13 protein-coding genes are annotated in these 13844 nt (G+C 46.1%); 1 reads left to right on the forward strand and 12 read right to left on the reverse strand.

The features are described from left to right. Nucleotides 1-139: 139 nt before the first annotated feature. The 6 genes from FLK61_RS17805 to FLK61_RS17830 all read right to left on the reverse strand — a co-directional run bounded on the left by FLK61_RS17805 (nt 140) and on the right by FLK61_RS17830 (nt 6520). The gene (locus FLK61_RS17805; protein ID WP_176010695.1) at nt 140-1054 is read right to left on the reverse strand and encodes a dihydrodipicolinate synthase family protein; all 915 of its coding nucleotides are present in this window, start codon (nt 1052-1054) and stop codon (nt 140-142) included. Continuing rightward, a complete protein-coding gene (locus FLK61_RS17810) occupies nt 1054-3045 on the reverse strand; it encodes a YjhG/YagF family D-xylonate dehydratase (RefSeq protein ID WP_176010696.1) in 1992 nt (663 codons plus the stop codon). The genes FLK61_RS17805 and FLK61_RS17810 overlap by 1 nt, the downstream gene beginning before the upstream one ends. A gap of 96 nt (nt 3046-3141) precedes the next feature. Beyond that, nucleotides 3142-3906, reverse strand: coding sequence for an IclR family transcriptional regulator (locus FLK61_RS17815; protein WP_176010697.1), 765 nt, complete (start codon nt 3904-3906; stop codon nt 3142-3144). 431 nt (nt 3907-4337) lie between these two features. After that, nucleotides 4338-4733 carry a hypothetical protein gene (locus FLK61_RS17820; protein ID WP_176010698.1) on the reverse strand — a complete coding sequence of 132 codons (396 nt, stop codon included), beginning with the start codon at nt 4731-4733 and terminating at the stop codon, nt 4338-4340. A 115-nt stretch (nt 4734-4848) separates the two neighbouring features. After that, a complete protein-coding gene (locus FLK61_RS17825; protein ID WP_176010699.1) occupies nt 4849-5397 on the reverse strand; it encodes a hypothetical protein in 549 nt (182 codons plus the stop codon). Between the two features lie 337 nt (nt 5398-5734). Beyond that, on the reverse strand, nt 5735-6520 hold the full coding sequence (locus FLK61_RS17830; RefSeq protein WP_176010700.1) for an SDR family oxidoreductase: 786 nt from the start codon (nt 6518-6520) through the stop codon (nt 5735-5737). Between the two features lie 1057 nt (nt 6521-7577). On the opposite strand from FLK61_RS17830, the gene FLK61_RS17835 reads away from it, so the two are divergent. Next, on the forward strand, nt 7578-8408 hold the full coding sequence (locus FLK61_RS17835; RefSeq protein WP_176010701.1) for a YusW family protein: 831 nt from the start codon (nt 7578-7580) through the stop codon (nt 8406-8408). A 42-nt stretch (nt 8409-8450) separates the two neighbouring features. Here FLK61_RS17835 and FLK61_RS17840 read toward each other — a convergent pair whose 3' ends face one another. The 6 genes from FLK61_RS17840 to fabZ form a co-directional block, all read right to left on the reverse strand. Next, nucleotides 8451-10706, reverse strand: a complete 2256-nt coding sequence (locus FLK61_RS17840; RefSeq protein WP_176010702.1) for a C40 family peptidase — start codon at nt 10704-10706, stop codon at nt 8451-8453. Nucleotides 10707-11375: 669 nt separating this feature from the next. Next, nucleotides 11376-11648, reverse strand: coding sequence for a hypothetical protein (locus FLK61_RS17845; protein WP_176010703.1), 273 nt, complete (start codon nt 11646-11648; stop codon nt 11376-11378). Nucleotides 11649-11938: 290 nt separating this feature from the next. Continuing rightward, complete coding sequence (locus FLK61_RS17850) at nt 11939-12259, reverse strand: hypothetical protein (protein ID WP_176010704.1); 321 nt, start codon at nt 12257-12259, stop codon at nt 11939-11941. A 63-nt stretch (nt 12260-12322) separates the two neighbouring features. Further along, on the reverse strand, nt 12323-12583 hold the full coding sequence (locus tag FLK61_RS17855; RefSeq protein WP_176010705.1) for a hypothetical protein: 261 nt from the start codon (nt 12581-12583) through the stop codon (nt 12323-12325). A gap of 246 nt (nt 12584-12829) precedes the next feature. Further along, nucleotides 12830-13069, reverse strand: a complete 240-nt coding sequence (locus FLK61_RS17860; RefSeq protein ID WP_176010706.1) for a hypothetical protein — start codon at nt 13067-13069, stop codon at nt 12830-12832. Nucleotides 13070-13157: 88 nt separating this feature from the next. Continuing rightward, nucleotides 13158-13592 (reverse strand): 3-hydroxyacyl-ACP dehydratase FabZ, encoded by a 435-nt coding sequence (gene fabZ, locus FLK61_RS17865; protein ID WP_176010707.1) that lies wholly within the window; start codon nt 13590-13592, stop codon nt 13158-13160. Nucleotides 13593-13844 lie beyond the last annotated feature (252 nt).

Consider the following 13844-nt stretch of genomic DNA (forward strand, 5'->3'; position numbering starts at 1 on the left):
TCGACTCCTGCTGACGAGGAAGCTCAAAGGCCGGCCCTATGGATGTCGTAGGGTGTCCAAAGGGCTGACAGCTCGGAGAGCTGATTTAAACTAGTTTGCCCTTAATCAATCTAGCCCGAAGGGCTACTCTTAGAACTAGTTAGCTTTTAAGCAGGTCGCACTTCGTCAATATAGTACGAAGCTTCTCCTTCTTATCCACAGAAAGATCTCTCGACGGTGCAAGCACCGCCGTAGAAACATCCAATCCACATAGCACAATGGACTCCTTGATCACATTCATAAACGGCGAGTCGAGTCCGTAAATCTCCGGTAAATACGCCAGCGTCGCGTTCAATTCGAGTGCCTTATGCAAATCACCCGATGTGAAAGCTTGATACAGATCAATAGACACCTCCGGCGCAAAGTTCCCCGTTGCGCCAATAATACCGTCACCGCCAAGACTTAACGTATTTAGGAACAGGTCCTCAAAGCCACATAAAATACGAAAGTCTGGATGTTGCTCTTTAACCGTGACGATCATGTCACGGATGTGTCCGATATCCTTCACCGTTTCTTTAATCCCAACGATATTGTCATGCTCGTTCACGAGCTGGAGCACCATATCTGCGCTTAAATCCTGCCCCGTCAGAATTGGGAAATTATAGAGAAACACCGGCAGCTTAGCGGCACGCGCCACTTCGCTAAAATGCTGGTACAAGTTTTCGTCAGAAAGCTTGACGTAATAAGGATTGATAACAACAACACCGTCCGCTCCGACCTCTGAAGCGTGATTATTGAGCTCAATCACATCGCTTGTGCTTGTTGCGCCTGTGCCGATGAGGACTGGCACCCGACCGTCTACTGCTGAGACCGTAAATTCTGCTATATCTTTACGCTCTTCTAGCGTCATTTGACTAAATTCTCCGCCCGTTCCGAGGAAAAAAAGACCGTCTACGCCCCGTTCAATCAGATTATCGATCAGCCGCTTCATTCCAACCTTGTCCAAGTGCCCTTGTGCGTCAACGATTGTCGAAACTGGTGGGATAACACCTTTAAACGAATTCGTCTGTACCATTATTTCTCCTCCTTTGCGAGTTCGCGAGGTTCTGCCTGCATGCCTTTTTCGAGTGTTGCAATAATTTTATCGACGTCGTAGACGCTGCCCTTCCACGTACCTCCACTGACCGCCTGCAAGGCTGCCCAAAGTCTTGTGTCGTCCGGCAGGTCCTGATGCGGTGCTAAGATTGGATTCATCACGCGCTCTTCTAGTAGGCGCGCTCCCTCTTCTACCGTACATTCACTCCCTTTTCTCCCCAAGAAGTGAATGGAGGCATCGAGGTTGTCGCAGTCGATCGTGACCTCAACGATATCGCCGTCAGTGAGCTTGCCAATCGGGCCATCCGCGAGCGCCTCGGGGCCAACGTGACCGATGCAGGCGCCGGTCGAGACTCCGGAGAAGCGCGCGTCGGTGATGAGCGTGACGTGCTTGCCGAACGGCAGGTGCTTCAGGGCCGAGGTGACCTGATACGTCTCCTCCATGCCCGTCCCGGACGGTCCACAGCCTGCTAAAATCATGATGTCATAAGCTTCAATACCACCAGACTTTATCGCGTTGATCGCGGTGCTCTCCGATGCAAATACCTTCACCGGCGCCTTGTGATAGTACACTCCCGACTCGTCGAGCATATCGCGCGAGATCGACGTCGATTTGACGATCGCCCCCTCCGGCGCAATGTTGCCGCTCGGGAACGTGATCGTCGACGTCATGCCAATCTCCTTTGCCTTCTCTGGCGGAATGATCACGTCATTCGGATCAATACCATCCGCTCTAAGACGCTCACGCACCAGCTTGCGCCTCTCCGACTGCTCCCACCAGTCGAGCGTATCCCCAAGCCTCTCCCCTGTGATAGAAACCACATTTAAATCAAGCAGCCCGAGATCACGCAGGTGCAGCATCACCTCCGGCACACCTCCTGCGAGATACACGCGCACCGTTGGATGATCGTACGGTCCATTCGGCAGGGCACTCACAAGTCGTGGTACCTGTTTATTGACCTCTTTCCAATCCTCAATGTCCGGCACACGGCAGCCGGCCGCATGCGCTAATGCAGGAATGTGCAGGAGAAGGTTCGTCGAGCCTCCGAACGCCGCGTGAACGACCATCGCATTTCGGATCGACGCATCGGTAATGATATCTCTTGTTGTTAGCTTAGAAGCAACAGCTCCCATCAGGGCACGCACAGACTGCCGCGCCATCTGCTTCCAAATATCTTGACCAGACGGCGCTAAAGCACCGTGCGGCACAGTCATCCCAAGCGCCTCTGCTACTACCTGCGCACTTGCTGCCGTACCGAGGAACTGACAGCCTCCACCCGGAGTTGCACACGCCCTGCACCCGAGCTCCGCTGCTTCACGAAGCGAAATCTCCTGTTTAGCAAATCTAGCACCAATCGTTTGAATTTTGCCAGCGTCCTCCCCATTCGTTGGGGGGAGCGTGACACCACCTGGTACGATCACCGTCGGTAAGTCATGCGAAGAAGCCAGGGCCATCATCATGGCCGGCAGACCTTTGTCGCATGTGGCAACGCCGATAACGCCTTTTCGTCTCGGGAGTGATCGCATGAGTCTGCGCATGACCATTGACGCGTCGTTTCGGTACGGAAGTGAATCAAACATCCCTTTCGTCCCCTGCGAACGTCCATCACATGGGTCACTCACAAAGCCTGCAAACGGAATATTACCACCCTCTCGGAGCTCAGAGGCTGCCTCCTTCATAAGGATATCCACTTCCCAATGACCCGTGTGATAGCCTAGTGCAAGCGGCGAGCCATCTTCGTTTTTAATGCCACCCTGCGTACCAAGAATCAGGATTTCCTGTCCAATCAGCTGATCTGGCTTCCAGCCCATCCCAACGTTTTGTGAAAGCCCAAATAAATCTCCGCTCGACCAGTTCGTTAGCATCTCCTCCGTTAATGGTAGTGCCCCGTCTGCGCCTTTCGCACTCGTTTGTATATGATCAAACACCTGCTTATCCATCTCCATCATCGCATCAAGCTGCTTCATCATGTGCCTCCTCATTGTTTTGTTTGATATTATCAAACTGTGTTCTCTTATTAGTGTAAGCGTATAACAAAACCCCACCTAAGTAAAGACGGGGTTTGCTTAATAGCCTAGTTGTACGGATATTTTCTGTGCCTGTGCTTTTAGATCGGATATGATGGTCGGAAGATCCGCTTTGGTAATCCTCGCGATCGGGCCGGAGATGCTCATTGCAGCGAGGATGCGTTTGTCGCGGTCATAGATCGGCACGGCCATGCAACGCAGACCGAGCTCTAGCTCTTCGTCATCAAGCGCATAGCCTTGTTTGGCGACATGATGAATGCTTGTGATGAATTCCTCGATATTTTTTATCGTATGTTCGGTGTGCGTCGTGTACGTTTGATGAGTGGCAAGCTCCTGGATCACGCGCTCACTCTCACCAGACGCAAGCACCTTCCCGACCGCCGTACAGTATAGTGGCGCACGCTTGCCAACTCGCGAGTACATGCCAATAGCCGAGCGACCCTCGATCTTCTCGATGTACACCGCTTCTCCGCCGTCCAATACAGCCAAGTGCGTCGCATCGCCGTACTTATCCGTGATTTCCTGGAGAAAAGGGGTGGCTACTCTCCGCACATCAAGACCCGCCATTACAAGATGACCTTTTTCAGCAAAGCGTAGTCCCAGTTTATATTTTTCGCTCTCTGGATCCTGTGCAATATAACCATGGTGCATGAGCGTTTTTAAGAGTCCGTGGACAGTGCTTTTATTGAGCTCGAGTTCACGGCTGATTTCAGATAGCTTCCATGCTGGTTGCTTTTCGGTAAAGAGGTCGACGATGGTCATGGCGCGGTGCAGGGAGTTGATGAGTTTTTTAGGTTGTGGCATATGTATCCCACTTTCTGTTAAGGGTTCTGGTAGTTTATTTTACCATAGTGGGGGTAGTTCAAGGTCAAGTGATTGAATTCAAGGTCAAGTGATTAAGGTCAAGGTCAAGTGCAGGACCTCCGGTCCTCCTGCGCTCCAGGCTGGCGCTTTCCTGAGGAGCTTCCTCAACTATTTCAGTCGTCCAGTGGCCGCCTGAAAGGATTTTCGGTGCGCGAAAGGGCTCCTCTAGGAGACGCCAGCCTTCGCTTCGGAGGCCCGGAGGATAACGGTTTTTGTACCTCAACTACTCTTTATTTATAGGTTACTAGGCGCTAGGTCGTTGCCTAGCTTTGAAAGAGCTTTAACGACGTACACCTGAAGGAGCTAGTAGTGCATATGAGAAAAAAAGTAGCACTGCAAACATAATGAGGTTTCTCTTCAAAGTAGCTACCTTAAATCTTTTCCGTGAGCCAGTTCTTATACCCCAAAACCTTCTTAGAACGATAGAATTCTTCGAAGAGCTTCAGTGTTTCGTCCAGAGACAAGTCATTTTTAATGTAGGCGTTTCCCGCGTCATAGGAGTTGCCTGGTGGGAGTGCTTCAAATCGAAATCCGTTTTTCCCTTCGGTCAGCTGTATCGCCTGAATTACTTCGATTTCATTACCTGAATGAAGGTACCCGAGCGAAGCAAACACTGCTTTCTCTGGAGTCGCTTCCTCTACTGCTTGTTTCACTTGTTCCCAGGTTGGATCGAGTATCTCCTCTTCGTTCGTTGAAAGAGACCAGTATTTTTCTTTTGTAGATTCTTCCTGCCGAAAACTTTTCTTAAGAAAATCGAATATCCCCATATCGCAACTCCTTTTAACAAGTTATTTAACATAAGCGCCTACTCTATTATGTTCAAACGTAGTTTGTAGTTTCTATACTTGTTACATTATCCTTTTCTCACATCACACAGGGATACTATTCGTTGTCGAATGTAACATCCACCTCTAATGTTGGAGTGTTGATCGCCTCTCGTGATTCACTACCATCTAAATAATAATAAGGCTCGACAGTTAACGTATATTCTTGATCGGGTTCAGGAGTGTCTTGTTCAAAAGAATCTGCAGCAACACTTTCTACTAGTGGCTCTCCTCTATTCAGCTCACTAGATACAAGATCATCTAAAGAGAGGGGAACTCCAAGCACCACTTCGTCATTTTGCTCAAGGGCAACATTCATAATACGTGAATAGTGATAGATTTCTATCTGCTCTTCTTCTCCAATATAACTAAATTCTATTCTTATCATATTCGGATCATCTTCACTTTCGTAAGCATCAAGCTGAAAATCATTTTCAGATGCAGAGCCTAATAGGTTAGTATCCTCTTCATTATTCTCAGGGGTAGAATTGAATACGTCATTATTCCCCTCATTGTTATTCTCAGGCGGACTTGTTTCTTCTGTATTTTGGCATGCACTCATCATAAGAAGAACAGTGGCACCTGCTCCCACAAACAGTTTACTCATCCATACCACTCCTTGTAGTGATAATCCTAACCGTCTATTATCCTACCGTTTTACAAGAAACAGAAAGGCGATTTTTCCAATTTAGAAAAACCGCCTTCTAGTTCTCAACTTATAATTTAGTGAGGTTTAGCTGCGCATAATTTAAATCAAACGCAAGCTTTCTGACCCGGAGGACATTCGGAGACAATCCATAGGAATAGGCAGCGGCTGAGACCACGCAGGAAGGCGATCTTCCTGACGAGTAGGCTCAGACACTGACCCTATGGATGTCGTAGAGTGTCTGGAGGGCTGACAGCTCGGAGAGCTGATTCAAGTTACTGATTGGCACTTAAGCAACCTACACCTTCGCTTCCCACGTCTCACGCTCATAATCCTTCATCTGATCTTCAACATCCTTAGGATACGCCGTTCTGAACGCATGACTGTCTGACGCAATGACCTCCACCATTCTGTCGATCATGTCCTGAGGGTCGTACTGCTCGTCCAGAATTTTTTCCGATTCTTCGATAGATGATTTTGGAGTGAAATTGCTGTCTTCGCTGTACCATTTCCACTTTTCCTCAAACATACGATCATTGAAGCCTGTCTCAAATGGACCTGGATTGATGGTTGCAACTTGCACGCCATGTTCCTCGAGCTCCTCCTTCATCGCTTTCGCAATGCCTTCTACCGCATGTTTAGATGAACTATATGCGCCTAAGTGAGGGAGCGATACGATTCCAACAACCGAGCTTAGGAAGATGATCTTACCTGATTTTTTCTCTACGAATTTCTTTGCAGCAATCTGAGCATTTTCAAGCGTACTAAAAACATTTGTTTCATAAATAGCACGGACGCGATCGACCGGGATCTCAGAGATCGGACCACCCTCGCCGATAGCTGCGTTAGCTACAAACACGTCGTAGTCATATGTGCCGATTAGCTCCTGATCGCGCTTATCTGTAATATCCAGCTTAATGACCTCAAGTTCCACGCCAGCCTCTTGCGCTGCATCGCGTAGACTCGTCACCTGCGAAATCGTCTCTACCGATGCGATCACTTTATGTCCGTTCTTCGCGAGCCCAATAGCTGTACCTTTACCGAGACCACTCGCTGCACCTGTGATAAAAATCGTTTTACTCATGCATCTTCCTCCTTCAAATATACAATGTATTTTCCGCTCTTCCCATTAAAAGCCAGCTCAAAACATTTCTATTATCGAAGGAAAATGTAGATGGAACACCTACAAATAGTCATTGATCTTCGGTGCTTTCATGAAAGGCTTGGAGGGGAAACGATTTTTGCATCTCAACTTCCCATTATTTATAAGTTACTAATGGAATGGCATTTAAACATGGTTCACGGTTCATAAAAGCTTAATTGCCCAAACATTACTTATACTTTTTTAAAATCAAACGCAAGCTTACCGACCCGGAGGACGTTCGGAGACAATCCATAGGGGAAAGAGGTCTCCCGGATCCCACAGGAGGCGCAAATTAATAGAGCATCGACCGCTAGCCTGAAATCAGCGGCAAGGCTAGCTAAAAAAGTTTGCAAAGACCGCAATCTTTTTGTGATGCTTTTCAGACCGTGTTCGTTCACACGGTCTATGGATGTCGTAGAGTGTCCGGAGGGCTGACAGCGAGAGCTATAGCAATTGAAAAAGTGGAATTTGATCAATTTTTAAAAGAAAATAAGTAGTTTTTCAGTAAAAGCTTTCCATCACTCGATATTACTAGTATAATAAACGTAATTGGTTGAAAGCTTGTCTACCGTTCCTCCTTTTATTCGGTAGATAAATGGTATTTGCGTGGACCAGTTCGGCACTGCTACTAGAAGCAGAATCGAACTGGTTTTTTATTTGTTTAAAACTTTTTTTATTTTTTTCGGTTTAACATGTTTAGTTAATTTTGGGCATGGGTATACTTCTACTAAGAGTTGAAACCACCACTTTCATCTCTCCCCCCTATCATTATTGATAGAAATGTTCGGAAACTAGTTTCCAAACAAATGGAAATAAGCGATGTTAGCCTCCGTCCCAAGGCTTCATCGCTTTTTCCATGTCTTTTTTACTTTTTTGTGATTTTATTCACATACTCCACTTAAAAATTCTAATCAAATTCTCATTTTCCTATCAGAACATTTTCATTTGGTTCATGTAGGGTATAGATATAACAAAAACACAGGAGGATGATTTTATTATGAAACGCACAGTAGGATTAATGGCTGCCACATCATTATTTTTAGTAGCTTGTGGCACAGCGAATAATACGACATCTACAGAGGTTAATACAGCGTCTTCTGGTGATGTGGTGTCAAACGAATCCAATAATACAACAGAGAACAATACAAACACTTCCAACTCATCAGGTAACGACGCCGATACGGAGGCAGTAGACGAATTTGATCTTCACATCGAATTCATCGATGGCTCGGAATGGGAGTTTGATTATGAAAGTAATGATCCGACTGACTCTGAAATCGAGAGAAGCGGAGCGGAAACTGTCGTCGGAGAAGATGCGACATTAGAAATTGAGACACTTCTTACAGAATTAACGATCAACACGGAGCGACCACTTCAAGAGATGAAGGATGAAGTGCTTACCACTCTCGGTGTTAACTCAGAGGATGTAGAAGGGTTTGATTTAGAGGTTAAATATATGTCTGGCGAGGAGATTGTCTTTGACCATGAGACTATGCTCCAAGAAGGATCTCGAGATATTCTTGAATTTACACTAGACATTGAATTATTCTCCGGTGAAGAGTGGGATTATGACTATGATCGCACAGATATGGAGGCGGAAATTGAGCGAGAAAATGGTGATGAGTCAGTCACTACTGGTCAAGAAGCTATAGAGGAGATCGAAAATTTACTAGGTCAAATTGATATTTCCATGGACCGATCGATTGGAGAAATGAAATCGGAGATTCTGGCTGCGGTCGGCATTGATGAAGGTGACGTGGAGGATTTTGATGTAGACGTTGAGTTTGAAGATGGAGAAGAAATCAAGTTTAAACACGACGTTCAATAATAAATATTTGCCCTGCTCTCTAAACGGAGAGCAGGGCAATTTTTAGTTTACACGGCGTGCGCCAAGGTAACGAGGCTTCCAATATGAATTATCTAAGCTTGCTATGGAGACACCTGTCGAGCTGCCGGAATGGATAAATTGATTGTTACCGATGTAGATGCCGTTATGTGACGGACCTGTTCGATACGTTTCGAAATAAACGATGTCCCCTACGCGTAGATCGCTCACTGGTGATGTAGCGTTCCACTGCTCCGCGACCGTACGCGGAAGCTGTTTCCCCGTCATACGGAAGGCATACTGAATAAATCCACTACAGTCAAACCCACTAACTGTTGTGCCACCCCATAAGTATGGGATGCCAATTAATTCAGAAGCGTTGGCGATCAAATTAATAACGTTAAAGCTTCCACCTCCAACCGGATTTGTCGGTTGACCAATATGTACAGAGGAGGCTTCTTCGAGCTTTAACCACGTTGATTGCGTGACGAGACCGTCGGCTACTAAATTCCACTGTGACTGGAATCGTTTGACTGCTGCTTCCGTAACATCTCCAAAAAATCCTGTTGCTGTACCTGAAAAGAGTCCAAGTGATTTCAGCATATTTTGTAGCTCACGCACTTCATTACTTCTAACTCCGTGACGTAGCGTTGGAGTGCTAGGAGCTGGTGTTGCATTTCCTGTACGCGGAACCAGCGTTTCGAGTGCTCGGTATGTTTGTGGTCCAGTTACGCCATCGACCTTGATTCCAGCGGCTTGTTGAGCCTGGCGGACTGCTGACGTTGTTTCTGCCCCAAAGATCCCGGATATTTGGCCTGCGTAATAGTTGAGCTCTTTGAGTCGTGTTTGTAGCAGCCGGACCTCGTCGCCTGTCGAGCCTTCGCGTAGAATGCTGATGAGCTGGGAGGAATCGACCTGCGGCGGTGCTGGCACGTTTGGTGCTGGTGTGCCTGTTTCGAGTGCTCGGAAGGTCATTGGACCAGCAATTCCGTCGGCACGAATGTTATTGTCGCGTTGGAACGCTATCACGGCCGCTTCGGTAATCGGGCCGAATGTGCCGGTAATACCTGCATTGTAATAGCCTAAGTTTTTTAAGGATGTTTGAAGGCTTCTTACTGCCTCGCCTGTCGTCCACATTCGCAATAGCGTCTGTGAGTTCGTTTGTGTCGGCGGCGGTGTTGTCACGGCTGGTGTGCCGTTTTCGAGCGCTCGGAAGGTCATTGGACCAGCGATTCCGTCAGCACGAATATTATTGTCACGCTGAAAGGCCATGACGGCTGCTTCTGTCTTCGGTCCAAAGGTAGCGGTTATGCCGTCCTTATAGTACCCGAGATCACGTAGCGTCGTCTGCAGGCTTCTAACCGCTTCTCCAGTTGACCACATGCGTAGGAGCTGGCTAGCCGGCTGCGATGGGGCCGGAGTTGGCGTTGGCGTCGCTACAGGGGCTTGTCCAGAGACTGCCCGCTCAATCGCTGCAAACGTCTGAGGGCCAGCTAGTCCATCAACTGTTATGCCTGCTGAGCGTTGGAAGCTCCTTAGCGCATCCTGCGTTTTTGGACCAAGGATCGCTGTTAATCCGCCAGTATAGAAACCAAGGTGACGCAGTCTATTTTGAAGCGTTCTTACCTGTGCCCCTTCTGACCAGAGACGGAGAACCGTGCTGGATGTTGAGACAGTTGGATTAGACGCTACGGTTTGCGCTGTCTGACTAGCGGAGATTTCTCTGTTAAGTTGCGTGAGTGTTTGTGGACCTGCGATTCCGTCTGCTGTAAGACTTCTTGCGCGCTGAAAGTTGCGAACGGCGTTAACTGTTGCATCTCCGTAGCTTCCCGTTGTTGCTGAAGAATAGAAGCCGATTTGCGCAAGTGCTGTCTGTAGCTTCGTCACTTCCACTCCAGTTGCACCAGCTCGTAAAATCTGTTGAGCATTCATTGTTTGGGCAGATTGACTTGCGACCGAGATAGTTTCGTTTGCGACTTCTTGTGATTCAATCACCGAGCCGTTCAATAAGGAGAACGTTTTAGGTCCTACTACTCCATCCGGCGCGAGTCCGTTGTCGCGCTGGTATGCTTCGACCGCGAGCTTTGTTTGGTCTCCGAATATTCCTGTGATGGTATGGTGCGTGTAATACCCTTTTTCCTTTAGGATTTCCTGGAGTGTTGTCACATCCTGATGATTAGTCCCAAGTGAAAGAGTACGATCACCAAAGGCTGCTTCTGCTAAGGTTGGTGTTGCTACGAATACCCCCGTTGCTGCAAATGCTGATACAAGTGCGGTACGTACATATGACTTCCTTACCACTATAGACTCGCCTCCTCGCGCAATTTGGAGAATTTTTGCTTAAAATACGTCCATTTAAACGAATACTCTTCCATTATCGTTCGACTTGAGATTAGGTGCTAGGTACTTTTAGATCATTTTTTCAGAAAATTATTAAGGACATTTGATGAAGTTTTAGAGGTTTTGTCAGTAGAACAGGAGGGTATAGAAGTGTTCTTTCCATTTAGAGGATTCTATAATCAGTACTTTTATTGATTATTTTTATCATCTAGCTGTCGTTGGGTTTACACGAAGATAGAACGTGAAAATAAATACGTTTGCTTTTAGTGATCAAGGATAATGTAGTGTCGTGCTGTGAAAAGCTCGTTCCGCGTGTGGTTTTCGCAATTTGGAGTTCGGGATTGTGGACATAGTGAGAGTGGTTTATCGCGTTATGTTCCTTATGGAGGAGTTTATGTGCACCGTCTTGGAGTTATGTTCCGCATTATGGAGTTATGGACTTCGTGCCTGAGCTTTCGCTAGTTATGTGCCTCATTCTGAAGTTATGTTCCCCATTCTAATTTTATGTTTCGTGTTTCAGAGTTATGGAATTCGCAAGTCCATAAGAGAGTGCCCCTCCCCAAAATACCCACTCCTTTTATATTCAGTCATAATAAAAAGCCGACCCAAGGGTCGGCTTAGAAGTTTAAATTATTCAGCAGCTTCTTCGTTGTCTTCTACGTCTACGTCTACTTCAGCGTTAGCATCAGTATTTTCAGCGTCTGCGTCTGCGTCTGCATCAGTGTCTTCGTCAACTTCTACATCAACGTCGTTAGAAGTGTTGTCGTTAACGTCTACTTCTACGTTTTCAGTTCCGTTGTTTGTTTCTACGTTAGTTGTGTTGTCAGCGTCGTTTCCGCCACATGCTGCTAGCATACCTAGTGCAAATACACTTGTTAGTAAAGATAAAGTAACTTTTTTCATTAGAAAATCCTCCTGTGAAACTCCATTTGTTTGCGAACTTCAACATTCGGCAAACAGTTTTTTTGCTCTTTCTGAGCTGTGACCATCTTACCGCGACGAACTAATTGGGACAATAGTATCTGCTGCTTTTAGAAACTATTCCATTTTTTCTCATAATGTTGTCAAATCGTGTGTAAATATTGTGTAACAGGTTTATTACAGGAATATTAAAAACCGCACCTGAATAGGTGCGGTCGATATAAACAATTCTGAGGGGGAAATGTTTATACTATATTTGGGTAAAACCGAAATTACATGTCTGTGTCGTCGTTCATGTCATCGTTCATTGTATCGTCTTCCATCGTGTCATCTTCCATATCATCGTTCATTGTATTATCTTCCATTGTATCGTCTTCCATACCGTCGTTCATTGTATCATTTTCCATGCCATCATTCATCGTGTCGTTTTCCATACCATCGTTCATTGTGTTATCTTCCATACCATTGTCTGTAGTTGCTGGATCATTTGCTGGTGCGTTCATTGGGTCGTTTTCTGTGTTATCTCCACACGCTGCTAGTGAACCTACTACGAACATTCCTGAAAGTGCTGTTACCATTAGTTTCTTTTTCATGATTAAATTCCTCCTAGGGTTTTTTAAAAGTTTTTATTTTATCGGTACAGGCCGAACAATTGCTTACATGTTTGACTCATTGTCAGTTAAATCATCATTTCCCATACCGTCGTTCACTGGTTCATCTTCCATGCCATTATCTGCCGGCTCATTCATCGGCTCTTCTTCCATTGGATCATTAGCTGGCTCTGTCGTATCCTCATTAATTACGGGATCGTTGATGCCAGTATTTCCTGCCGGATCATTCTCTGCGTTTCCGCATGCCGCTAATGCGCCAATCGCGAATACACTCGACAATGCAGAGACAAGAAACTTTTTCTTCATGATTACTACCTCCTGAGACTCTCGTTGATTTTTTGACACTCGCTAAAAACTTTCTTAGCAACTGTTCTGTTGTGTCTATTACACGATTCGACCTAACCAAAACATATTATGACCCTTTTAGAGGAAGTACCACATTTTATACACACCCTCCCATTTTCTTGTCACAAACTCACGCAAAAATCGCGATTTATCATGGCCTCATATGGGTAACGTGTGGTAACTCGGTACTTCGTGCTTTGCGATTCTTTACGCCATATTAGTATGACCAACCTTTTTATCAATATACGTGGACAACAAAAAAGAACCATCGTCTCCATATCGAAGATGATCGTTCTTATGTTTTTGCTGTCGCAGCTTATCCTGTTTAGTCTTCGTCTTTCTCGTTCGCAGATCCCTATTTATATATGGACTGCGCATTCTTTCTGGATCAAACTTTCCTTCTCGAACCTGTTTCATACGTACCTTTTGCGCATGTGACCGGGCCATCCTTCATCATCCTCTCTTCCAATGATTACAATAAGTATACACAGAAAAAACAGACGAAGCAAAAGCCTCATCTGTTTTTTGTCACGCATTAAGCTTGTTTTTCGCCTAGAGCAAACATAAGCTCTGCCTCAGCAACGATATTGCCATCCACTTTGGCAATCGCCTTACCTTTGCCAATTGTCCCACGTAAACGCGTCATCTCGACTTCTAAGTGAAGCTGATCACCAGGCTTCACCTGTCCCTTGAAGCGACATCCGTCGATCCCTGCAAAAAATGCTAGTCTGCCACGGTTTTCTTCCTTTTTGAGCATCGCAACAGCTCCCACCTGAGCCAAGGCTTCGATGATGAGTACGCCAGGCATAACCGGATAATCCGGGAAGTGTCCGTTAAAGAATTCCTCGTTAGCCGTCACGTTCTTAATGCCGACTGCGCGCTTCCCCTCTTCCACTTCTAAAATACGGTCCACAAGTAAAAATGGATAGCGGTGCGGAATAATATCTTTGATTTCTTCAATTGAAAGCATGTTTATAACTCCTCCTTCGAACATTTAGTACCTGGTGTTAATTGTACCATATGATTTTGGAAGTGCGAGAAAGAAATGCGAGTGCGTTTATGTAGATATATTTGCTACAAGCAACTTGGTTTGCGTCAAGTGAAGGTCCCCATGCATCACTTCGAGTGCTGCTTGCATCAATCCAAAGAAAAAGTGCGTCACTCGTAAGGGCTGTTACATGGAATCAATTGAAGGATGCATTAATTTAGCCTAATTTGCGCC

Source organism: Paenalkalicoccus suaedae (genome assembly GCF_006965545.2).
Lineage (GTDB): Bacteria > Bacillota > Bacilli > Bacillales > Salisediminibacteriaceae > Paenalkalicoccus > Paenalkalicoccus suaedae.